This window comes from Cellulosimicrobium sp. JZ28, assembly GCF_015327065.1.
Taxonomy (GTDB): Bacteria; Actinomycetota; Actinomycetes; order Actinomycetales; family Cellulomonadaceae; genus Cellulosimicrobium; species Cellulosimicrobium funkei.
Window position 1 is genome coordinate 4,266,473 of sequence record NZ_CP017660.1, and the last position, 21,234, is coordinate 4,287,706.

Sequence of the window (21,234 nt, forward strand, 5' to 3'; positions counted from 1 at the left end):
ACCCCGCGGACGGTGACCGATCCGCCCCGACGCCCCAGGAGCCTGCCGTGACCGGACCGCAGACCGATCCCGCCCCCGTCCCGGCCCCCGGTGCGCCTCGGCACCTCGTCGTCGTCGGCGGCGGCATGGTGGCGCAGCGGCTCGTCGAGGCGTTGCGCGCGCGCGACGCCGAAGGGACGTGGCGCGTCTCGCTCTTCGCCGAGGAGCCGCGCAAGCCGTACGACCGCGTCGCCCTGACGAGCTACTTCTCGGCGCGCGACGCCGAGGAGCTCACGCTCGGCGACCCTGCCCTGTGGGACGACCCGCTGGTCACGCTGCACCGCGACTGCGCGGTGACGTCGATCGACCGCGAGGCGCAGACCGTCACCGACCGGCTCGGGCGCGTGCACGCCTACGACGAGCTCGTCCTCGCGACCGGTTCGAACGCCGCGCGCCCCCCGATCCCCGGCAACGAGCTGCCCGGCGTGTTCGTCTACCGCACGATCGACGACGTCGCGGCCCTGCGCGGCTGGGTCGAGGAGAAGCGGCGCAACGCCACGACCGAGGGTGGCTGGGAGCGCCCGGTGCGCGGCGCCGTCATCGGCGGCGGACTCCTGGGCCTCGAGGCCGCGGGCGCGCTCAAGGCCCTCGGCGCGCAGGCCACGGTCGTCCAGTTCGGCACGCACCTGATGGACGCGCAGATCGACCTGGGCGGCGGCGAGGCTCTCAAGCGCCTCATCAACGGCATGGGCATCGCGGTCCGGTGCGACACCGGGACCAAGGAGCTGAGGGTCTCCCGCAAGACCGGGCACGTGGGCCGGCTCGACTTCGCCGACGGCGGCCGGCTCGACGTCGACGTCGTGGTCCTCGCGACGGGCGTGCGGCCGCGCGACGAGCTCGCGCGCGCGGCGGGGCTCGCGGTCGGGGAGCGCGGTGGCGCCGTCGTGGACCTCGCGTGCCGCACCGAGGACGAGCACGTGTGGGCGGTCGGCGAGGTCGCGTGCCTCGAGGGCCGGTGCCTCGGCCTGGTCGCGCCGGGCTACGCCATGGCGGAGGTCGTCGTGGACCGCCTGCTCGGCGGCGAGGCGACGTTCCCCGGTGCGGACACGGCGACCAAGCTCAAGCTCCAGGGGGTCGACGTCGCGAGCTTCGGCGACGCGCACGGCCGCACCGAGGGCGCGATGGAGCTCGTCTGGGCCGACCCGGTCGCGGGCGTCTACAAGAAGCTCGTCCTGTCCGACGACGCGCGCACCCTCCTGGGCGGCGTGTTCGTGGGCGACGCCGCGCCGTACGCGTCGCTGCGGCCGATGCTGGGCACGGAGCTCCCCGGCGACCCGGGGCTGTTCCTGCTCCCCGAGGGGTCCGGCGGCGGGGCGCCGGACCTCGAGCTCCCCGACGACGCCACGGTCTGCTCGTGCAACAACGTCGGCGCGGGCACGATCCGGGGTGCGGTCACGGAGCACGGGTGCACCGACCTCGCGGGCGTCAAGGCGTGCACGCGCGCGGGGACGAGCTGCGGGTCGTGCCTGCCGCTCGTCAAGAAGATCACGACGACCGAGCTCGCCCGGGCCGGCGTCGAGGTCTCGAACGCGCTGTGCGAGCACTTCGACCTCTCGCGCGCGCAGCTCTTCGACGCGGTGCGCGTCGCGGACCTGCACACGTTCAGCGAGATCGTCGCGCGGTTCGGCCGGGTGCCCGAGCCGGTCACCGACACGCAGGGTGCCGTGCTGGTGCGCGACGCCGGGCGCGGTTGCGACATCTGCAAGCCCACGATCGCGTCGATCCTCGCGTCGCTCGGCAACGGTCACGTCCTCGACGGCGAGCAGGCGACGCTGCAGGACACGAACGACCACGTCCTGGCGAACATGCAGAAGGACGGCACGTACTCCGTGGTCCCGCGCATCCCGGGGGGAGAGATCACGCCGGACGGGCTGCTCGTCATCGGGCAGGTCGCCAAGGACTTCGGGCTCTACACGAAGATCACGGGCGGCCAGCGCATCGACATGTTCGGGGCGCGCATCGAGCAGCTCCCGCACATCTGGCGCCGGCTCGTGGAGCACGGGTTCGAGTCCGGCCACGCGTACGGCAAGTCGCTGCGCACGGTGAAGTCGTGCGTCGGGTCCACGTGGTGCCGGTTCGGCGTGCAGGACTCGGTGGGCATGGCCGTCGAGCTCGAGCTCCGGTACCGCGGCCTGCGCTCGCCGCACAAGATCAAGCTCGGCGTCTCGGGGTGCGCGCGCGAGTGCGCCGAGGCGCGCGGCAAGGACGTCGGCGTCATCGCGACGGACAAGGGCTGGAACGTGTACGTCGGCGGCAACGGCGGGTTCACGCCCCGGCACGCGCAGCTCCTCGCCGAGGACCTGGACGACGAGGCGCTCGTGCGCACCATCGACCGCTTCCTCATGTACTACGTCCGGACGGCCGACCGCCTGCAGCGCACGGCCGCGTGGGTCGAGGACCACGAAGGCGGTCTCGACGCGATCCGCGAGGTGGTCGTCGAGGACTCGCTCGGCATCGGTGCCGACCTCGACGCCGCGATGGCCCGCCACGTCGGCGACTACGAGGACGAGTGGCGCGCCGTCCTCGAGGACCCGGAGAAGCTGCGCCGCTTCGGCTCGTTCGTCAACGCGCCCGCCGAGCCCGACCCCGACCTCGCGTACGTCACCGAGCGCGGCCAGATCCGGCCCGCCAGGGCGGACGAGCGGGCCGCCCTCAAGGAGGCCCGCGCCTCGGGTCTCGCCACCGTTCCCGCCGGCCCCGTGGTGATCGCCGGCACGACCCTGGAGGTCCGTCGATGAGCGTCGTGCCAGCAGAGCAGGCCGCGTACCCCGTAGAGACGCCGACGTCGGACGCGGCGGGGTGGGAGCGCGTGTGCCTCCTGCGCGACCTCTTGGTCGAACGCGGCGCCGCCGCCCTCGTCGGCGAGGTGCAGGTCGCGCTGTTCCGCCTCCCCGACGACACGGTCCGCGTCGTGCAGCAGCGCGACCCGTTCTCCGGTGCGAACGTCCTGTCGCGCGGCATCGTCGGCACGCGCGGGGGCGTGCCGACGGTCGCCGGCCCCATGTACAAGCAGGTCTTCGACCTCACGACCGGTCGCTGCCTCGAGACCGCCGGGTACGCGCCCGTCGAGGGCCTCGCGCCGGACCTGGCAACGTGGCCCGCCGAGGTGCGCGACGGCGTCGTGCACGTGGGCCTGCGCCCCCACGCCGCCGGGCCCGCGGACGGTGCGTCGTGACGACGCTCCTCGGGATCGACCTCGCCGGGCGCACGGTGCTCGTCGCGGGCGGCGGCCCCGTCGCGGCCCGTCGCGCGCGGGCGATGGCCGACGACGGCGCGCACGTCCGCGTCGTCGCGCCCCACGTCTGCGAGGACCTGCGCGATCTCGTCACCGCCTCGCTGCGCGCCCCGATCCTGGCACCGTCACCCGCCGGGCTGCGGGCCGACGGCGAGGTCGCGCCGGGTGGTCGCGTCACCTGGGCGCCGCGCGACGTCCGCGAGTCCGACCTCGAGGACGCGTGGCTCGTGCTCGCGGCGACTGACGACTCGGGGACCAACCGCGACGTCGCCGCGTGGGCCGCCGCGCGCCGCACGTGGTGCGTCCACGCCGGGGCCGCGCACGAGGGCACCGCGCGCACGCCCGCGACGACCCGCAGCGGCGACGTCCTCGTCGGGGTCGTCACGGACGCCCCCGTGGCCGGCGTGCCGGCGGACGTGCGGGAACGACGAGCGGCTGACGCCGCGGCCGAGCGGCGCGGTCCGGACCCGCGGCGGGTGCGCGCGGTACGCGACGCGATCGCCGACCACCTGCGCTCCGGCGGCGCCGACCAGCGCCACCACCGCCCTGCGCCGGGCGGCCTGGGGCGTGTGACGCTCGTCGGCGGAGGGCCCGGCGCGGTCGACCTGCTCACGGTCCGGGGCCGCCGGGCGCTCGCGGAGGCGGACGTCGTCGTCGCGGACCGGCTCGGGCCGGTCGACGTGCTCGACGAGCTCGCCCCCGGCGTCGAGGTGATCGACGTCGGCAAGACGCCCGGCCACCACCCCGTGCCGCAGCACGAGATCAACGCCCTCCTCGTGGAGCACGCGCAGCGCGGGCGGCACGTCGTGCGGCTCAAGGGCGGCGACCCGTTCGTCTACGGGCGCGGCGGCGAGGAGGTGCTCGCGTGCCGCGCGGCGGGCGTGCCGGTCGACGTCGTGCCGGGCGTGTCGAGCGCGCTGAGCGTCCCGGCGCTCGCGGGCATCCCGCTCACCCACCGGGGCACGGTCGCCGCGTTCCACGTGGTGAGCGGCCACGACGGGCTCGACGCCGCCGCGCTCGCCGGGGTGCGCGACCGCACGGCTACGCTGGTGGTCCTCATGGGTGTCTCGCAGCTCGCACGCATCACGGCCCAGGCCCTCGACGCCGGGGCCGACCCTGCGCTGCCCGTCGCGATCGTGGAGAACGGGTCGACGCCCCGCCAGCGCGTGACGCGCGCCTCGCTGGGCGAGGTCGTGGAGCGTGCGGCTCGCGTCGGGGTCCGGGCCCCCGCGGTCATGGTGGTGGGGGACGTCGCCGCCGCGGGACGGCTCGACCCGGACCCGGCGACGGTCGCGTGAGCGAGTCCGGCCCCGACGGGGAGCGCCCCGCCCTCGGCCAGGTCATGGCGGGCTGCACCGTGCTCGTCACGGCCGACCGCCGCAAGAGCGAGCTCGCCGCCGCCCTCCAGCGCCGGGGCGCCGAGGTCCGCCACGCGCCCGCGCTGAGCATGATCCCGCACGCCGACGACGAGCAGCTCCTCGCGGGGACGCGTGACCTCGTCGAGCGACCGCCGGACGTCGTCGTCGTGACGACCGGCATCGGCTTCCGGTCCTGGGTCGAGGCTGCGGACGCGCACGGCCTCGCCGACCGCCTGCTCGAGGTGCTCGCCGACGCGCGGATCGTCGCGCGCGGACCCAAGGCGCGCGGCGCGATCCAGGCCGCCGGGCTCACGGCCGACTGGGTCGCCGAGTCGGAGACGTCGGCCGAGATCGCCGACGTGCTGCTCGGCGAGGGCGTCGCCGGGCTGCGGATCGCCGTCCAGCACCACGGTGCGGGGGCCGACGGCCTCGACGTCGTGTTCGCCGAGGCGGGCGCCGAGGTCGCGAGCCTCGTCGTCTACCGCTGGGGGCCGCCGCCCGACCCCGAGGCGCTGCGCGCGTCGGTCGAGGCCGCGGCCGTCGGGGAGATCGACGCCGTCGTGTTCACCTCCGCCCCCGGCGCCGAGGCGTGGCTGAGCGCCGCCGAGGAGCACGGCGTGGGGCGGCTCGTCGTGTCCCGGTTCCAGGACGGGTCGATGGTCGCGGCCGCCGTCGGTCCCGTCACCGCGCGGCCGCTCGAGCACCGCGGCGTCACGCCGCTGCAGCCCGAGCGCGGACGCCTCGGCGCGCTCGTGCGGACGCTCGTCGCGCACTACGAGCAGGCCGAGACGGTGGCCCTCGCGACCGTCGCCGGGACGCTCCAGATCCGCTCGCGCGTCGCCGTGCTCGACGGCGAGGTGCTGCCCCTCTCGCCCAGCAGCCTCGAGGTGCTGCGCCTCCTCGCCGCGCGCCGCGGCGAGGTCGTCACGCGCGACGACGTGCTCGACGTCCTGCCCGGCGACTCGCGCGACCCGCACGCGGCCGAGGTCGCGGTCGCGCGCCTGCGCGAGGCCACCGGCCGCCGGGACCTCGTCAAGACCGTCGTCAAGCGCGGATACCGATTGGAGCTCGCATGAGCCCGGACAGTCCCACCTCCCTCGACGCCGTCGCCGATGCTCCGGCCGGCCCGCGCGCCGCGGCGCCGGCGCTCGTCGGCTGCTCCCACGGCACGGACGACCTCGCGGGGCGCGCGGTGGTCCGCGCGCTCCTGGACGACGTGCGCGCGGCCCGCCCCGACCTCGACGTGCGCGAGGCGTTCGTGGACGTCCAGCAGCCCGAGGTGGCGGACGTCGTGACCGCCGTCGTCGCGCCGTCCGACGGCGGGGCGCCCGGCGACGCCGTGGTGGTGCCCCTCTTGCTCTCCGCCGGGTTCCACGTGAGCGTGGACGTCGCCGCGGCCGTCGAGGACCGCGGCCCCGGCACCGGGGCCGCTGCCGCGTCGGGGCCGCTCGGCCCCGACCCGCGCCTCGTGGACCTGCTCGCCGAGCGGCTCGCGGAGGCGGGCCTGCGCGACGGCGACGCCGTCGTGATCGCCGCCGCGGGGTCGAGCCGCCCGGGCGCCGCGCGCGACGTCGAGACGCTCGCCGCCGGGCTCCGCGAGCGCGTCCCCGGCCCGGTCTCCGTCGGCTACGGCGCCATGGCGACGCCCACGGTGCCCGACGCCGTCGCCGCCGCCCGCGCGGGCCTCGCCCCGGGCGGGCGGGTCGTCGTCGCGGCCTACCTCCTGGCGCCCGGCTTCTTCTACGACCGGGTGCTGGAGGCGGGCGCCGACGTCGTGACCGGCCCGCTCGCGCCCGACCCGCGGCTCACCGCGATCGTGCTCGACCGGTACGCCGACGCCGCCGCCGGGCTGCGCGCTACGCCCTGAGGACCGGGCGCGTGCGCGGTGCGAGGAGGGCGACGCCCGCCGCGAGCAGCACCGTGACCCCGAAGCACACGACGTACGACGCCAGGCCGAGCGTGGGGTGCAGGGCCCACAGGAGCGACCCGGTGACGGCGAGCGCGGTCGCGGCGGCGACGGCGTCGGACACCTGGAGCGCGGACGAGTTCGCGCCCTGCTCGGCGACGGGCGAGAGCTCGAGCGTGAGCACGGACAGCGTCGGGTGCGTCATGCCCATGCCGAGCCCGGCAAGGGTCCACGCGACCATCCCGACCACGGGCGGCACGGCCGTCCAGGCGAGCAGCGCGGCGCCGCCGATCCCGAGCGCGACGAGCGTCCCGCCGAGGCGCACGTAGCCCGCGTGCTGGAGCCCCCAGGTCGCCCGGCCGCGGAGCCACGACCCCGTCGACCAGCCGACGGCGCCGAACGTGAGCACGGCGCCCGCGAGCGACGGCGAGAGGCCGCGCTCGTGCGACAGCAGGAGCGGGAGCAGCACCTCGGCGCCGGTGAACGCGGCCGCGACGAGGCCGCGGATCGCGATGACGCTCGGCAGGCCGCGGGCCGCGCGGGTCGTGCCGCGGGGGAGCAGTCGGGGGACGGCGAGCGCGACGGCGGCGAGCGACGCGACGAGCAGGGCCGCGAGCCCGACCCCGCGCAGCTGGCCCGCGTAGTTGAGCGCCCCGATGCCGACGGCGGCGACGACGGCCCAGGTGAGCGACGCCTGGCGCGCGGTCCGGTCGAGCGGCGGCTCGGCGTCGTCGGGCCGGTCTCCGGACAGCGGGGTGGACGCCGGGGCGGGCTCGGGGGCCGAGCCGCGGGCGGCGCGCATCCCCGGGCGCATGAGGAACAGCGCGGGCACCGCGAGGACCGGGACGGCGAGGAACACCCAGCGCCACCCGACGTGCTCGACCACGAGCCCCGCGATGGCGGGCCCGACGATCGACGGGATCACCCAGGCCGCCGCGAACGCCGCGAAGACCTTCGGGCGCCGGTCGGTGGGGAAGACGCGCGCGACGAGCACGTACAGCGCGACGATGTACAGCCCCGTCCCGACGCCCTGGAGCACGCGGCCCGCGACGAGCACGAGCATGTCCTGCGCGAGCCCGGCGACGAGCAGCCCGGCGAGGAAGAGCCCGATGCCGGTCCACAGCGGGGTGGTCGGGCCGGCGCGGTCGCTCCAGCGGCCGGACGCCACCATGCCGACGACGCTCGACGCGAGCGACGCGGCGAACGCGAGCGTGTACAGCGTGAGCCCGTCGAGCTCGACGGCGACCGTCGGCATGGCGGTCGCGACGGCGAGCGCCTCGAACGCGCCGAGGAACACGAACGCGACCATGCCGAACAGCACCGTGCGCTGCGTCCCGGGCGAGAGCGTGCCCGTCTCGGCGGGGCCGGTCTCGGGCACGCCGACGTCTCCCGTGCCGGCCTCGCCCGCGCCGGGCGCGGGGGAGCCGTACGCCGGTGCGTCGGCGTCGGTGCGGGGGTCCGCCGTCATACGAGAACGACCTTTCCGGTGGTGGCGCGCGCTTCGAGCTCGCGGTGGGCGCGCGCGGCCTCCGCGAGGGGGATCTGGTGCGTGACGACCCGCCACGTCCCGTCCGCCGCAAGCGCGAGCGCGCGCTCCTGCAGCGCGGACAGGTCTCCCCAGGGTCGGGCCTGGGGTCCCACCGCCCACCGTACGTCCGCCGTGCCGCCGTCCGCCCCCGTTTTCCCGCCCGGGTGGTCGACGTCACCGGCCCGGTTCGGCGCCCCCGACGCCCAGCCGTAGAGCACGAGGCGGCCGGTCGGCGCGACGAGGCTCGCGGCGTCGGTGCCCGCGTCGCCGCCGACGCCGTCGAGGAGCACGGTCGCGCCCTCCGGGGCGTGCTGCCCGACGGCGGTCCGCGCCTCGTCGAGCCAGCCGTCGGCCCGGTAGTCGACGGCGGCGAGGCGGTCCTCCTGCGCCTGCCCGGCGAGCGACCGCACGAGGGCGACCTTCTCCGGGCCGCCGGCGAGCGCGACGACGCGCGCCCCTGCCGCGAGCGCGCTCTGGACCAGCAACGTGCCGAGCCCGCCGGCCGCGGCCGTGACGACGACGGTGTCCGTCGCGGCGAGCCCCGCCAGGTCGAGGATGCCGAGTGCGGTCCGCCCGGTGCCGATCATGGCCAGCGCGTCGGGCGCGGTGACGTGGTCGGGGATGCGGTGCAGCGCCTCGACGGGCACGACCGCCAGTCGCGCGTACCCGCCGCCGTCGGGCGTGGCGCCGAGGTGGGCCGCGACCCGTCGCCCGCGCCATGCGGCGTCCACGCCCGGTCCGACGACGTCCACCACCCCGGCGACCTCGCGCCCGGGGATCGTGGGCAGGGCGGGCAGTGGGAGCGGTCCCGTGGCCTCGCCCCGGCGCAGCGTCGTGTCGAGCAGGTGGACGCCGTGCGCGCGCACGGCGACGCGCACCTGGCCGGGGCCGGGGACCGGGTCGGGGACCTGGTCCAGCACGAGGTTCTCGGGTGGTCCGAACGCGTGCAGGCGGATGGCGTCCACGGGTGCTCCTTCGGGATCGGGTCGTGCAGGGCGGTCGTGCGCGGTGCTGTGGGCGGGCCGCGTGGTGCACGGCCTCTCTGGGCCGTCGCACGGTCCGGGCCGCGCTGCCTGACGGGCGCGCCCTGCTAGTCTCGAACCTCAACAATTGTTCAGGTCAAGTGCCCCGGGCCGAGGGGTGACCGGTCGTGTCCGCCGCGTCGGCCGTCAGGCCCGTCTGCGTGGAGGTACCGCCGTGCCCGACACCGCCCCGTCCCCGAGCGACGAGCTCACCGTCGGCCAGCTCGCGGCGCGCAGCGGCGTCGCCGTGTCCGCGCTGCACTTCTACGAGCGCGAGGGGCTCATCACGAGCCGTCGGACGCCCGGCAACCAGCGGCGCTTCACGCGCGAGACGCTGCGCCGCGTCGCGTTCGTGCGCGCGTCGCAGCGCGTGGGCATCCCGCTCGCGCGCATCCGCGCCGCGCTCGCGACGCTCCCCGGCGACCGCACGCCGACGGCGAAGGACTGGCACCGGCTCTCGGCCGGGTGGCACGCCGACCTCGACGCGCGCATCGAACAGCTCACGCGCCTGCGCGACCACCTCACGGACTGCATCGGCTGCGGGTGCCTCTCGCTGCGCCGGTGCGTCCTCGTCAACCCCCACGACGCGCTCGCCGACGAGGGCCCCGGGCCCCGCACGCTGCTCGTCGAGGGGATCGAGGACTGAGCCGCACGGCGCCGAGCGTCCGATCGGCCGCGTGGCCGCGTGGCCGGAGCGTGGGGCGGGCCCGGCGACGAGGCCGTCAGCCCGGCGCGCGCAGCGACCCGAACGTCGGGCGGTGGCGCAGCGCGAACCCGAGCCGCTCGTAGACGCCGATCGCGCCGACGTTCTGCGCCGCGGCGTGCAGGAACGCGCGGTCGCCCCGCTCCTGCACGTGGAACGCGACGTCGCGCACGAGGCGTGAGGCGAGGCCGCGCCCGCGGTGGTCGGGGTCGGTCGTCACGGCGCTGATCTCGGTCCACCCTGCGGGCCGCAGGCGCTCGCCCGCCATGGCGACGAGACGGCCGTCGCCGTCGCGGAACCCGACGTACCGGCCGAGGAGGTGGGTCCGCGCCTCGAACGGACCCGGTCGGCTGCGCTCGACGAGCGCGAGCATCTCCGGGACGGCGTCCGCGCCGAGCACGACCGCCTCCGGGTCGGGCCGGGTGACGAGGCGCTCGGTCTCGACGAGCTGGACCCCCTCGACGCGGGCCTCGACCGTCCAGCCGCGCGGCGGCTCGACCCCGGCCGGCGGCGCCGAGAAGTGCCCGCCCGGGCCGACGAGCGCGGCGATCGCGTCCCACACGCCCGGGTCGGTCCACGAGCGCACGCCCGTGATCGGGGAGACGTCGGCCGGGTAGCGGCGCGCCAGGTCGTCGCCCTCGGCGAGGTGCGCGTGCGCGCCGGTGAGCGCGCTCCACGACGGGTTGTCCAGGACCGGGTGGTCGACGCCGGTGGCGCCGGGCCCCGTGCTCGTCGCGGTCATGCTGCTCCTCCTCGCCCGGTCGCCCGGGTGCCGTGCCGTCGTCGCGGCCGTCCGGCCGTGCGTGTCCTCCCGGGCGAACGCGTCCGGGCGGTCGCCTCTTCCCGGCGCGCTCAGCCGTGCCACCGGTCCCGGTGCACGACCTCCGCGAGCGGGCGCCGCCGCGGCTCCGACCAGCGGCCTCGGGTCGGGTACCCGAGGGGGAGCAGGCCCATCGTCAGCGCGTCGTCGGGCAGGCCGAGCAGCGCGGCGACGTCGGCCTCCCGGACGGTGTGGAAGGTCGTGAGCGTCGTCCCGATCCCGTAGGCCCGGGCTGCGAGGACGAGGTTCTGCACCGCACCGTAGATCGAGGCCCCGAGCCGGGGGTCGGCCGAGCGCGCCGCGTCCCGCAGCACCGGCACGACCCACACCGGAGCCTCCTCCAGGTGCAGCGCCAGGTGCTCGACGGCGCGGAAGCCCGCCTCGCTCACGCCGGCGTCGTCGGTCGCGGCACCGAGGACGGCGTCGCGGCGGTCCCCGTACGCCGCGCGCCACCCCTCGCGGTACCAGGCGGCGATCTGCGCCTTCGTCGCGGGGTCCCGCACGACGACCCACCCCCACCGCTGACGGTTGCCCCCGCTGGGCCCGCGGACCGCGGCGTCGAGGATCGCGTCGAGCACGTCGTCGGGCACCGGGTCGGGCGAGAGGTAGCGGCGCGACGGCGTCGAGTGGAGCGCGCGCAGGACGGGCAGGTCCTCGGGTGTGGTCACGGTCGCCGAGGGTACGTGCGAGCCGCCGGCGCGTCCTCGGGTCGTGCCCGTCGTCTCGCAGGCTGGGCACCCCTGCGACGCGTCCCGCTCCACCGGCCGACGAGGTGAGCAGGCGGACGTCGGAGCGGCCGGCGGACGACGGCGGATCGGCCGCGGCGCAGCCGGGGCTCACCAGTTCTTGGTGCCGCCCCCGCTGCTGTCGCCCGGGTCGCTGCCGGTGCCCGGCTGGTCCCCGTAGAGGTCGCGGTACTCCTGCTCGAGGCGCTCCTGCTCGTCGCGCGCCTCGGAGCCCTGCTGCTCGAGCTGCTCCTGGCGCTGCTGCTCCTCGCGCTCGGCCTGGCTCTGCTGGTCCTCGCCCTGCGCGCCGTCGCCGCCCGAGGCGTCCGACTGCTCGTCGCCCTCGGAGCCGTCGCCCTCGCCCTCCGAGGTGTCGCCACCGTCCTGGTTCTCGGGCTGCGAGTCCTGCGCCTCCTGCTGCTTGTCCTGGAGACGCTGCTGCGCGGCCGCGTCCTGCTCCTGCTGCTCGGGGGTCTGCTCGGACTCCCCGCAGTCGGGCCAGCCGCGGATCTGCTCGGCCGTCGCGTACTCCTGCTCGGCGTACTCGTACCAGTCCTGGACGTCCTGGCGCAGCTCCGCCGGGTCGGGCTCGGTACCGTCGCCGTACGGGTCGAGGACCCCCTCGTCGTACGGCAGTCCCGCGTCGCGGGCGGCGATCGCCTCCTCGACGAGGGCGAGCTCCGCCGCCTTGCGGTCGGCGTAGGCCATGTCGCCGTCGCCCTGGATCTCGTACGTCAGCGACAGGTTGGTCTGGATCATGCACCGTTCCTCGGGAGACGAATTCTCCGCGAGGTCGTAGGCACGGTCGAGGGATCGGATCGCGTCATACAGCGACCACGAGTCCTCGGTCCGCGCGAGCGCCGTCCCGTGGTTGTAGTGCGCCTTCCACGGCTCGACGAGGTTGAGCGTCCGCTGGAGGCCGTACGTGCTCGCCGCGCCCTCGGTGTCGCCGGCGTCGTAGCGGTCCTTCGCGAGCGAGGCGACCGGGGCGCGCAGCGCCAGCGTGAACCCCAGCACGAGGAGCACGAGCACGACGGGCAGGGTCCCGAGGAGCCACCACCGGCGCCGCCGCAGCCGCGCCGCGCGCAGGGCGGCCGCCCCCGTGGGCCGGGGCGCGCGGGCGCCGGGCGGGGGTGCCGGGGGAGGGGTCCAGGTCATCGGCGCACCTCCGCCCGGTCGGGCGCCGTCGGGCGCACGAGCGAGCGGCTCGCCGAGCGCGCCCAGAACCATGCCTCGACCCCGAGCAGCGTCACGAGCGCGAGGGCGAACGGCCACACGACCGGCCGGTACGCCGTGACGTCGCGGCGTCCGTCCGCTGCGACCTGCTGCGGGTCGACGCCCGCGACGAGCGACGCCGTCTCCGACGGCTCCTGCCGGTGCACGTACGGCACGCCGAGCTGGTCGGCGAGCGCGGTGAGCGTCGCCTCGTCCAGCACGGACAGCGCCTCGACGGGCTCGCCGCCGTCGCTCGGCTTCGACCAGTCGACGAGGTACTCCGCGTCCTCGGGGTCCACGTCCGGGTCGTACTCCTTCATGCGGCCTCCCTCGGCGGTCCCGTAGCCCAGCACCGCTCCGCCGTCGACGAGCGGTGCGAGGTCGGCGAACGACCGCGGCTCGCCCTCCGCCGTCTGCTCGCCGTCGGTGAGGAAGAAGACGAGCCGCACGTTGGCCGGGTGCTGCTCCGCCGAGCCCTCGAGCGCCGACCGCAGCTCGTCGAGCGGCCGGTCCGTGAGGGACCCCTGCGAGTACCGCGTGATCTCGCGGTGGAACGTGTCGGCCCAGGACGTGATCGCGCGCGCGTCCGTCGTCAGGGGGAGCTGGCGCGACGCCTGCGAGTCGAACGAGATGATCGAGTACCGCGCCCCGGGGATCGCCTCGGTGAGGCTCGTGATGTCGTGCCGCACGCCGTCGAGGCGCTCCTGGCCGCCCTCGGGCCCGTAGTCCTCGGCCGCCATCGACCCCGTGCGGTCGACGACGAAGAACATGTCGACGTTCGCGACCGACGTGTCGCGGTCCGTCGATGCGACCGACGGCGCGATCCCGATGATCCCGAGCAGCACGACCACCCCGGCGCGTCGCACCCAGGCCGCGCGCGGGGCGCCGGGGCGGGGGACGCCGTCGGGCCCCGGGCGCCCGGCGACGACCGCCTGCCACCCGGCGAGGCCGAGCAGCGGCAGCACGAGCAGCGCCAGCGCCCACAGGGGCACGAGCGGCTGGAACGTGAGTCCGGCGAGGTTCATCGGCGCGTCACTCCTTCACCCGCCACGCGACCACGAGCAGCAGCGCGACGCCGAGGACCGCGACGAGGAACCAGCCCGCGGGCCGGTCGGTGACGACCACCTCGGGGGACGCGTCGAGCTCGACGGCCTGCTGCGCGACGACGTCGTCGACCATGCCCTGGACCGCGGCCGGGTCGTCCGCGAGGAAGTACAGGCCGCCGCCCGACTCGACGGTCTCGCGGTACTCGGTCTCCTCGGGCGTGCCCTCGTAGCGCTGGGACCCGCCGAAGATGCCGTGCAGCGTGATGTCGCGCGACGCGACGAGGTCCGCCGCCTGCGGGAGCGTGTAGATCGGTTCGCCGGAGACGTAGTTGTCCGTCGCCAGGATGATCGAGCGCGAGCGCTCGGTGTCCTCCGCGTCGAACTGGAGCGCGCAGCTCGCGAGCCCGTCGCCGATGAGGCTCGCGCCCGAGAGGTTCGCCGTCGTGCCCGCCGTGAACTGCGCGTACTCGAGGATCTCCGCGTCGTCGGTGCCGCCCGTGTAGTCGAACGTCGCCGGGTCCTGGTCGAGCGCGGCGATCCCGGCCTGGAGCTCCTCCTGGACGAGCGTGTAGTCGTCCGTGAGCGGGAAGACCGTGCGCGACGACGAGTTGAAGATCGACAGCGCGATCCGCTCGCCCTCGAAGTTGTCCACGAGCTCCTGGAAGACCTTGAGCACCGCGCCGTCGTACTCGATCATCGACCCCGACACGTCGAGGCACAGCACGATGTCGCGCGTGCCGAGGCGGTCGACGACGACGTCCGTCTCCACCGGGCGGGCGGCGACCGCTCCCGCGCCGACGACCGCCACGAGCAGCCCCGCCGCGGTGAGGCCCTGCAGCACGCGGTAGCGGCGCACCCACGCGGCGAACGCCGGGACGCGCGCGAGGTAGTCGGAGTTCGCGACCCAGAGCACGCCCGCGTCAGCGTCGCGCGCCCGGCGCCGCCGCGCGAGCCACCACGCCACCGCCGCCGCCGCGAGCACCGCGACGACGAGGACGACCCACAGCCACGGCCACAGGATCGACGGGCCCTGCGGCCCCGGGACGACGGCGGTGCTCGCCGCGACGGGACGCGTCACCATCCGCGCACCACCGCCCGGGCGCGGTCGATCGAGTCCTCGCCGTCCGTCGAGCGCGCCGCCGGGTCGTTGTCGTGGTCCGCGAACGACGGCCGGTAGTAGCGCGCGATGAGCTGCGTGAGCCGCCCGGCCTCGGCGAGCTGCTGGATCTCCGAGAGCGTCATGGACGACGCGTCCTGGCCGAGCCGTCCGGTCGCGAAGCCGCGCATCTCCGCCGAGAGGGCGAGGTGCAGGGTGCGCTCGTCGAGCTCGCCCGCGCGGAACCGCTCGGCGACGGCGTCGAGACGTCGCTCGTACTCCGCCCGCAGCGACGCGTACGGGTCGTGCGGGCCGGTGGGGAGCAGCGGAGCGGCGCGCGGGGCATTCTTCTCCTCCGCGCTCGCGCGCGTCAGCCAGATCACCAGGAACACGACCGCGGCGGCCGCGAGGACCAGGACGATCCCCAGGGCCGTCCACCACCCCGAGTAGCCGACGGGGTCGACGAGCTCATCGACGGGCACGCTTCTGCCTCCCCAGGAGCTCGACGAACCGCTGCAGCACGTCGTCGGACCCCTCGACGAGCACGCCCTCGACCTGGAGGGCGCGCAGCCGCTCGGCCACCTCGGCGCGCCGCGCGGCCAGCGCCTCGGCGGCCGGCGCCGCGAGCGCGGCCCGGCCGCGCAGGAACGGCGGCAGGCGCAGCGTCCCGTCGACGTCGGCCACCTCCCCGGTCCCGGCGCCCACCGGCGAGAGGTCCGCGACCTGCACGACCATCACCTCGTGACGCACGCGCAGCGAGCGCAGCAGCTGCTCGTGCTCGGCAGCCGGGCGGGCCTCGTCGGTGACGACGACCACGAGCGATCGGCGCCGGAACGCCGTCTGCGCGCGGTCGAGCGGCCGGGACAGGTCGCTCCCGGGGGCGTCCGGGCGCCACAGCCCCTCCACGGTGCGCAGCAGCACCTCGAGGTCGCGCGTGCTCGCGCGCGGCGGGAGCTGGACCAGGCGCTCGGCGTCGCCCGCGACGAGCGCGACGCGGTCGCCCCGGTCGCGGGCGAGGTAGGCGACGAGCGCGCAGCAGAAGCTCGCGATCTCCGCCTTCGTCTCCCCGCTCGGCGCCGTCGCGCCCATGGTGCGCCCCGTGTCCACGACGAGCACGAGGTTGAGGTTCGACTCGCGCACGAACCGGCGGATGATCGGCAGCCCGGCGCGCGCCGAGGACTTCCAGTCGATGTCGCCGACGTCCTCGCCCGGCGCGTACAGGTGCAGGTCGTCGAAGTCCTGTCCGTGCCCCTTGAACACCGAGCGGTGCCGGCCCTCGAGCAGGCCGGACGCCCGGCGCGCGACCGGCAGGTCGAGCCGGGCCCGGACCTGGGCGAGACGGGAGACGTCGGGCACGTGGTGCTCTCTCGGGACGGTGGGCGGACCGGTCAGGGCGTGGGGACGGCGTCGAACACCGCGTCCACGAGCTGCTCCGGCGGCACGTTGTTGGCGAGCGCGTCGAACGTGCGCACGAGGCGGTGGCGCAGCACCGAGTACCGCACCGCCTTGATGTCGTCCGGGATGACGTACGCCCGGCCCGCGAGGATCGCGAGCGCCTGGCCCACGCGCATGAGCGCGATGCCGCCGCGCGGCGACGCACCCACGCGCACGTGGCGGTCCAGGCCCGGCACCGGGCGCGGGCCCGAGAACCGCGTCGTGTTGATGAGGTCGACGACGTAGCGCTTGATCGAGTCGTCCACGTACACGTCGTCGACGAGGCCGCGCAGGAAGCGCACGTCGTCGAGCGAGATCGGCTGCGCCGTGAGGGGGCGCGTCATCTGCCCGGTCGCGATGCGCTGGAGGATCTCGAGCTCCTGCGGCGGCGTCGGGTACGTGAGCACCTCCTTCATGAGGAAGCGGTCCATCTGGGCCTCGGGGAGCACGTACGTGCCCTCCTCCTCGATGGGGTTCTGCGTCGCGAGCACCATGAACGGGTCGGGGAGCGCGTAGTTCTCGCCACCGATCGACGTCTGCTTCTCCTGCATCGCCTCGAGCATCGCCGACTGCGTCTTGGCCGACGAGCGGTTGATCTCGTCGAGCAGGACGACGTTCGCGTGCACCGGGCCGAGCTGGGTCGTGAACTGGCCGGTCGCGTAGTTGAAGATCTGCGTGCCGACGATGTCGTTCGGCATGAGGTCCGGCGTGCACTGGATGCGGTGGAACGAGCCGTCGACCGCCGCGGCGAGCGTCTGCGCCGCGGTCGTCTTGGCGAGGCCCGGGACCGACTCGAGCAGGATGTGCCCGCCCGCGAGCAGCGTGCTCACGAGCGCGGTGCGCAGGGCCTCCTGCCCGACGACGCGCTGGTCGAAGACCTGGCCGACGCGCTTGAGCAGGTGGCTCGCGCGGTCGAGGTCCTGCGTCGAGATGCTGCCGTGCCCTGCGGCCATCGGTCGTCCTCCGGGTGGTGCGGGTGGTGTGGTCCCGTGCGCGGCCGGAGGGCGGACGGAGCCTCGCGAGCCCCCGGCGAACCCGGCCCAGTATGCCAGCGCGGACCCCGCCGGACCGGGCGTCGTCCACAGGTCCGGGTGGGGAGAGGTCCCCACCGTGCGGTGCGCCGGGAATGCCCCGCGGGCCGGCGACGGTTGCCCCGGCATGAGCACCGACGCCCGTGACATCTCCCGTGACACCGCCCGCGACGCCCCCGGCCGCGCGCCGCGCGCCCCGCTCGGGACCCCGCGCTCCTCGACCTCGTCGCCGCGCGCCGCCAGGGCGTCCTCGCGACCGTGAAGAAGGACGGGCGGCCCCAGCTCTCCAACGTGCTCTACGTCTGGGACCCGGAGGACGGGCTCGCGCGCGTCTCCGTCACCGCCGACCGCGCGAAGACCCGCAACGCGGCGCGCGACCCGCGCGTCTCGCTCCACGTGAGCGCGGAGGACTTCGCGGGCTACGCCGTCGTCGAGGGCGACGCCGAGCTGAGCGCCGTCGCGGTCGACCCCCACGACGCCGCCGCCGACGAGCTCGTCGCGACCTACCGTGCGGCCACCGGGGGCGAGCACCCGGACTGGGAGGAGTTCCGGCGCGCCATGGTTGCGGACCGCCGCCAGGTGCTGCGCGTGCGCGCGACGAAGGTCTACGGGATGGCCCGCCTGTCCCGGCCCTGAGCCGTGACCGGAGGGGCCCGCGCGGTCGATACCCTGGTGGGGTGACCACCACTGCCCTGCGCCGCGCGCCCTCGGACGCCCGACCCGCGAACCCGTGGTGGCTCGTCGTCGCCGGGCCGTTCGCCGTCGTCGTCGCGGTCGTCGCCGTGCTCGCCGCCGGCGCGTTCTCGGCCGCGTTCACCGTCCCCGCCGGCTTCCCGGACCCGGGCGCCCTCGCGCGCCTCGGCACCCCGGTCGTCACGGTGCTCACCGAGCTCGCCGTCGCGCTCACGCTCGGCTCGCTCGTCCTCGCGGCGTGCGTGCTGCCCGCCGGGACGCCCGTGCGCAAGGCGCTCGGCGTCGCGGGGGCGGCGTCGGCCACGTGGGCGGTGCTCACCGTCCTGCAGGTCGTGCTGCGCTACTCCTCCATCTCGAGCACGCCGGTCACCAACCCGACGTTCGGCGACCAGCTCGGCCTCTTCGTCTCGCAGGTCAGCCTCGGCCGGAACTACCTCGCGATCGTCGTCGTCGCGGCCCTTACGTCCGCCGTCGCGCTCGCCGTGCGCAGCGCGACCGGGGCGATGTGGACCGCGGCCCTCGCCCTCGTCGCCCTCGCGATGCAGGCCAACACCGGCCACGCGGCCGGCGCGGTGAGCCACGAGCTCGCCGTCTCCTCGATGTTCCTGCACCTGGCCGGCGCCGCGCTGTGGGTCGGCGGGCTCGGGACGCTCGCCGTCGTGCGCGTGCGCGGCGGCCTGGGCCGCGCGGACTTCGCGTCGTCCGTCGCGCGGTACTCCGCGATCGCGCTGTGGTGCTACGTCGCCGTCGCCGTGTCGGGCATCGCGAACGCGAGCATCCGGGTCGACTCCCTCGCCGGGCTGACCACCGACTACGGCATCCTCCTGCTCACCAAGCTCGCGCTCCTGCTCGTCCTCGGCGCGGTCGGCTTCGCGCACCGGGAGCTCGTCGTGCGCCGCCTCGCCGGCCCGACGGCGGCCGCTCGCCCGGCCGGGGACGGCGCCCCGGCGAGCGATGCCGGGACGGGAGGGGCGTCGTCGTCCACGGGCGCACGGGCCGCGGCCGCCGAGGGGACGCGCTGGCTGTTCTGGCGCCTCGTCGCGGTCGAGCTCGCGATCATGGGCGCCGTGTCCGGCGTCGCGGTCGCGCTCGGGTCCACCGCCCCGCCCGTGCCGCAGGAGGAGCCGCTCGACACCTCCGCCGCGTACCAGGTGACGGGGCACGCGCTCCCGCCGGAGCCGACGCTCGCCCGCTGGTTCACCGAGTGGCGCTGGGACCTGCTGCCCGCGTTCGCGTGCGTCGCGGCGATCGTCGTGTACCTGCGCTGGGTGCGCCGTCTCGCGCGGCGCGGCGACTCGTGGTCGGTGGGGCGCACCGTCTCCTGGTGCCTCGGGATCCTCGTCCTGTTCTGGGTCACGTCCGGCGGCCCGGCGATGTACGGCCACGTGTTGTTCAGCGCGCACATGGTCCAGCACATGATCCTCGCGATGGTCGTACCGATCTTCCTCGTGCTCGCCGCCCCCGTGACGCTCCTGGTGCGCGCGGTGCCGCCGCGCAAGGACGGGTCGCGGGGACCGCGCGAGTGGGTGCTCGCCCTCGTCACGTCGCGCGTGGGCCAGTTCTTCGCGAACCCGATCGTCGCGGCGGTGAACTTCGCAGGCTCGATGATCGTCTTCTACTACACGCCCGCGTTCGAGTACGCGCTCACGACGTACGCCGGCCACCTCGTCATGCTGGTGCACTTCACGCTCGCGGGGTACCTGTTCGCGAACGCGCTCGTCGGGATCGACCCCGGCCCGCACCGCCCGCCCTACCCGCAGCGTCTGCTCCTGCTGTTCGCGACCATGGCGTTCCACGCGTTCTTCGGTGTCGCGCTCACGTCGGGCGAGGAGCTGCTCGTGCCCGAGTGGTTCGGCCTCCTCGGCCGCGAGTGGGGCCCGAGCGCCATCGCCGACCAGCAGCGCGGCGGCGCCGTCGCGTGGGGCATCGGCGAGCTGCCGACCCTCATCCTCGCGATCGTCGTCGCCGTCATGTGGACGCGCTCCGACGAGCGCGAGGCCAAGCGCCGCGACCGCCAGGCCGACCGCGACGGCGACGCCGAGCTCCAGGAGTACAACGACATGCTCGCCGAGATGTCGAAGCGGAACGACTGACCGACCCTGCCCCCTCCCTCCCCGACCCCCGTTCCTCGCCCCCTCTCCCGACGAACACGGGGTTGTCGACCGAGAATCCGTGATTTCGGTCGCTGATCGCGTGCTCGCGGGGCGGTGATGGGGGGCGACTCTTGTTGTGCACAGGGTCGGTGCCGGGCCGGGTGTCCACAGGGGGCGAAGGCTCGTGCCGCAGTGGACGAGGGTGTCGTGGTGCCATGCCGGCCATGGCGTTCTCTCCGGAGCTGGACCGGCTCGTCGCTGCGCAGGCCGGGCTCGTGTCGATCGACCAGCTGCTCGCCGCAGGGGTCTCCTCGCGCGTCGCTCGTCGTCGCGTCGACTCGGGTGCCTGGGCGCGCGTCACGCGTGGTGTCTACGACGTCCGGCCGCCGGCCGGTCAGCGCCGGAACTGGGACGATCGACGGCGGAGATCGGCGTGGGCGGGCCTGCTCGCGTTCGGCCCGGAGGCCATCGCCGTCGGTACGACGGCGCTCGTGCTGCACGGCGTGCAGGGGATCCCCGTCGGGGTCGCCCCGGAGGTCGCCCTGCCCCGTGCGAGCGACCGCACCACGCGTGACGGCATCCGCCTGCGGCAGTTCGACGACGGGATGACGACCGTCCAGATCGGTGGGCGAGCCGTAGCGACCGTCGAGCGCGCCCTCGCCCAGGCGGTGCCCGAGCTGCCTCGCGCGCACGCGCTGGCCGTCCTGGACTCCGCGCTGCACCGGCGGTCGACCGACCCCGACGGGCTCGCGAGGGCGCACGACCTGGCACGAGGGCGTCGTGGCGTCGCCGCCACGCACGCGCTCTGGGGAATGGCAGACGGCCGCGCGGAGTCGCCGTTGGAGTCCTTCGGGCGGCTCGACTGCGTGGATGCGGGCGTGCCGCCCGACGTGCTCCAGCTGCCGGTGCTCGACGCGGACGGTCGCGTCGTCGCGCGGGGAGACATGGGTTGGCGCCTCGGTGGCGGGCGGTGGCTGGTGGCGGAGATGGACGGAGCGGACGTGCACTCCGACCCCCAGGCCGTGTACGCCGACCGCACGCGCCAGAACCGTCTCGCCGCCTCGGGCGCGATCGAGCTCCTCCGGTTCACGGGTCGCGACGTGCCGGGCGGCGTCGGCCCCGCGGTACGAACGTTCCTCGGCCACCGCGGCGCCCTCCCCGCGTGACAGAGGGCCCGAACACGGGAAAGGCGACCGTTGAGAACGGGGATGGCGACCCGAATCCGCGGATTCCGGTCTCGGACCCCGTGTTCGGCGGGAGCCCGTTTCCGGGGGAGGGGCGTGATAGGAC

Annotated in this window: 18 protein-coding genes and 1 pseudogene; 9 read left to right on the forward strand and 10 right to left on the reverse strand. The window is 75.7% G+C overall.

Features of this window, described 5'->3' with window-relative positions:
• Nucleotides 1-125 precede the first annotated feature (125 nt).
• Genes nirB through BJP59_RS19115 form a run of 5 tightly spaced genes read left to right on the forward strand, consistent with a single transcriptional unit; the run spans nucleotide 126 to nucleotide 6,499 of the window.
• Complete coding sequence (gene nirB / locus BJP59_RS19095; RefSeq protein ID WP_194523145.1) at nucleotides 126-2,777, forward strand: nitrite reductase large subunit NirB; 2,652 nt, start codon at nucleotides 126-128, stop codon at nucleotides 2,775-2,777.
• Nucleotides 2,774-3,214: a nitrite reductase small subunit NirD gene (gene nirD, locus BJP59_RS19100; RefSeq protein ID WP_194521768.1), complete on the forward strand. Its 441-nt coding sequence runs from the start codon at nucleotides 2,774-2,776 to the stop codon at nucleotides 3,212-3,214. Before nirB ends, nirD begins: the two co-directional genes overlap by 4 nt.
• Nucleotides 3,211-4,572, forward strand: a complete 1,362-nt coding sequence (cobA, locus tag BJP59_RS19105) for a uroporphyrinogen-III C-methyltransferase (protein WP_194521769.1) — start codon at nucleotides 3,211-3,213, stop codon at nucleotides 4,570-4,572. Before nirD ends, cobA begins: the two co-directional genes overlap by 4 nt.
• 44 nt (nucleotides 4,573-4,616) lie before the next feature.
• The gene (locus BJP59_RS19110; RefSeq protein ID WP_194523146.1) at nucleotides 4,617-5,708 is read left to right on the forward strand and encodes a uroporphyrinogen-III synthase; all 1,092 of its coding nucleotides are present in this window, start codon (nucleotides 4,617-4,619) and stop codon (nucleotides 5,706-5,708) included.
• Complete coding sequence (locus tag BJP59_RS19115; RefSeq protein ID WP_137279875.1) at nucleotides 5,705-6,499, forward strand: sirohydrochlorin chelatase; 795 nt, start codon at nucleotides 5,705-5,707, stop codon at nucleotides 6,497-6,499. The genes BJP59_RS19110 and BJP59_RS19115 overlap by 4 nt, the downstream gene beginning before the upstream one ends.
• Here BJP59_RS19115 and BJP59_RS19120 read toward each other — a convergent pair.
• Together BJP59_RS19120 and BJP59_RS19125 are read right to left on the reverse strand one after the other, a co-directional pair.
• Nucleotides 6,489-8,006: an MFS transporter gene (locus BJP59_RS19120; protein ID WP_194521770.1), complete on the reverse strand. Its 1,518-nt coding sequence runs from the start codon at nucleotides 8,004-8,006 to the stop codon at nucleotides 6,489-6,491. The two genes, BJP59_RS19115 and BJP59_RS19120, sit on opposite strands and share 11 nt — an antisense overlap.
• Complete coding sequence (locus BJP59_RS19125) at nucleotides 8,003-9,031, reverse strand: alcohol dehydrogenase catalytic domain-containing protein (protein ID WP_194521771.1); 1,029 nt, start codon at nucleotides 9,029-9,031, stop codon at nucleotides 8,003-8,005. The genes BJP59_RS19120 and BJP59_RS19125 overlap by 4 nt, the downstream gene beginning before the upstream one ends.
• A gap of 232 nt (nucleotides 9,032-9,263) precedes the next feature.
• On the opposite strand from BJP59_RS19125, the gene soxR reads away from it, so the two are divergent.
• The gene (gene soxR, locus BJP59_RS19130; RefSeq protein WP_194521772.1) at nucleotides 9,264-9,734 is read left to right on the forward strand and encodes a redox-sensitive transcriptional activator SoxR; all 471 of its coding nucleotides are present in this window, start codon (nucleotides 9,264-9,266) and stop codon (nucleotides 9,732-9,734) included.
• Between the two features lie 76 nt (nucleotides 9,735-9,810).
• Here soxR and BJP59_RS19135 read toward each other — a convergent pair whose 3' ends face one another.
• The 8 genes from BJP59_RS19135 to BJP59_RS19170 all read right to left on the reverse strand — a co-directional run bounded on the left by BJP59_RS19135 (nucleotide 9,811) and on the right by BJP59_RS19170 (nucleotide 17,080).
• Complete coding sequence (locus BJP59_RS19135; protein ID WP_194521773.1) at nucleotides 9,811-10,533, reverse strand: GNAT family N-acetyltransferase; 723 nt, start codon at nucleotides 10,531-10,533, stop codon at nucleotides 9,811-9,813.
• Nucleotides 10,534-10,643: 110 nt separating this feature from the next.
• On the reverse strand, nucleotides 10,644-11,279 hold the full coding sequence (locus BJP59_RS19140) for a nitroreductase family protein (RefSeq protein ID WP_194521774.1): 636 nt from the start codon (nucleotides 11,277-11,279) through the stop codon (nucleotides 10,644-10,646).
• Nucleotides 11,280-11,447: 168 nt separating this feature from the next.
• Nucleotides 11,448-12,494: a hypothetical protein gene (locus BJP59_RS19145; protein ID WP_194521775.1), complete on the reverse strand. Its 1,047-nt coding sequence runs from the start codon at nucleotides 12,492-12,494 to the stop codon at nucleotides 11,448-11,450.
• Complete coding sequence (locus BJP59_RS19150) at nucleotides 12,491-13,576, reverse strand: vWA domain-containing protein (RefSeq protein WP_194521776.1); 1,086 nt, start codon at nucleotides 13,574-13,576, stop codon at nucleotides 12,491-12,493. Before BJP59_RS19150 ends, BJP59_RS19145 begins: the two co-directional genes overlap by 4 nt.
• 7 nt (nucleotides 13,577-13,583) lie before the next feature.
• Nucleotides 13,584-14,678: a vWA domain-containing protein gene (locus tag BJP59_RS19155; protein ID WP_194521777.1), complete on the reverse strand. Its 1,095-nt coding sequence runs from the start codon at nucleotides 14,676-14,678 to the stop codon at nucleotides 13,584-13,586.
• The gene (locus BJP59_RS19160; RefSeq protein ID WP_194521778.1) at nucleotides 14,672-15,175 is read right to left on the reverse strand and encodes a hypothetical protein; all 504 of its coding nucleotides are present in this window, start codon (nucleotides 15,173-15,175) and stop codon (nucleotides 14,672-14,674) included. Before BJP59_RS19160 ends, BJP59_RS19155 begins: the two co-directional genes overlap by 7 nt.
• A complete protein-coding gene (locus tag BJP59_RS19165) occupies nucleotides 15,162-16,049 on the reverse strand; it encodes a DUF58 domain-containing protein (protein WP_076403835.1) in 888 nt (295 codons plus the stop codon). Before BJP59_RS19165 ends, BJP59_RS19160 begins: the two co-directional genes overlap by 14 nt.
• A 32-nt stretch (nucleotides 16,050-16,081) precedes the next feature.
• Nucleotides 16,082-17,080, reverse strand: a complete 999-nt coding sequence (locus BJP59_RS19170) for an AAA family ATPase (protein ID WP_021483297.1) — start codon at nucleotides 17,078-17,080, stop codon at nucleotides 16,082-16,084.
• Between the two features lie 297 nt (nucleotides 17,081-17,377).
• Here BJP59_RS19170 and BJP59_RS19175 point away from each other — a divergent pair.
• The 3 genes and pseudogenes from BJP59_RS19175 to BJP59_RS19185 all read left to right on the forward strand — a co-directional run.
• Nucleotides 17,378-17,794 (forward strand): annotated as a pseudogene (locus BJP59_RS19175) (PPOX class F420-dependent oxidoreductase); the annotation flags it as partial.
• 41 nt (nucleotides 17,795-17,835) lie between these two features.
• Nucleotides 17,836-19,944, forward strand: coding sequence for a cytochrome c oxidase assembly protein (locus BJP59_RS19180; protein WP_194521779.1), 2,109 nt, complete (start codon nucleotides 17,836-17,838; stop codon nucleotides 19,942-19,944).
• A gap of 224 nt (nucleotides 19,945-20,168) precedes the next feature.
• Nucleotides 20,169-21,110, forward strand: a complete 942-nt coding sequence (locus BJP59_RS19185; protein ID WP_194521780.1) for a type IV toxin-antitoxin system AbiEi family antitoxin domain-containing protein — start codon at nucleotides 20,169-20,171, stop codon at nucleotides 21,108-21,110.
• Nucleotides 21,111-21,234 lie beyond the last annotated feature (124 nt).

Bases quoted from the DNA above. Each gene is read 5' to 3' on its own strand.
- BJP59_RS19135 (WP_194521773.1), bottom strand. From the start codon at position 10,533: ATGACCGCGACGAGCACGGGGCCCGGCGCCACCGGCGTCGACCACCCG.
- BJP59_RS19115 (WP_137279875.1), top strand. From the start codon at position 5,705: ATGAGCCCGGACAGTCCCACCTCCCTCGACGCCGTCGCCGATGCTCCG.
- BJP59_RS19170 (WP_021483297.1), bottom strand. From the start codon at position 17,080: ATGGCCGCAGGGCACGGCAGCATCTCGACGCAGGACCTCGACCGCGCG.
- BJP59_RS19150 (WP_194521776.1), bottom strand. From the start codon at position 13,576: ATGAACCTCGCCGGACTCACGTTCCAGCCGCTCGTGCCCCTGTGGGCG.
- BJP59_RS19185 (WP_194521780.1), top strand. From the start codon at position 20,169: ATGGCGTTCTCTCCGGAGCTGGACCGGCTCGTCGCTGCGCAGGCCGGG.
- BJP59_RS19110 (WP_194523146.1), top strand. From the start codon at position 4,617: ATGGCGGGCTGCACCGTGCTCGTCACGGCCGACCGCCGCAAGAGCGAG.
- BJP59_RS19155 (WP_194521777.1), bottom strand. From the start codon at position 14,678: ATGGTGACGCGTCCCGTCGCGGCGAGCACCGCCGTCGTCCCGGGGCCG.
- nirB (WP_194523145.1), top strand. From the start codon at position 126: ATGGTGGCGCAGCGGCTCGTCGAGGCGTTGCGCGCGCGCGACGCCGAA.
- nirD (WP_194521768.1), top strand. From the start codon at position 2,774: ATGAGCGTCGTGCCAGCAGAGCAGGCCGCGTACCCCGTAGAGACGCCG.
- BJP59_RS19145 (WP_194521775.1), bottom strand. From the start codon at position 12,494: ATGACCTGGACCCCTCCCCCGGCACCCCCGCCCGGCGCCCGCGCGCCC.
- BJP59_RS19120 (WP_194521770.1), bottom strand. From the start codon at position 8,006: ATGACGGCGGACCCCCGCACCGACGCCGACGCACCGGCGTACGGCTCC.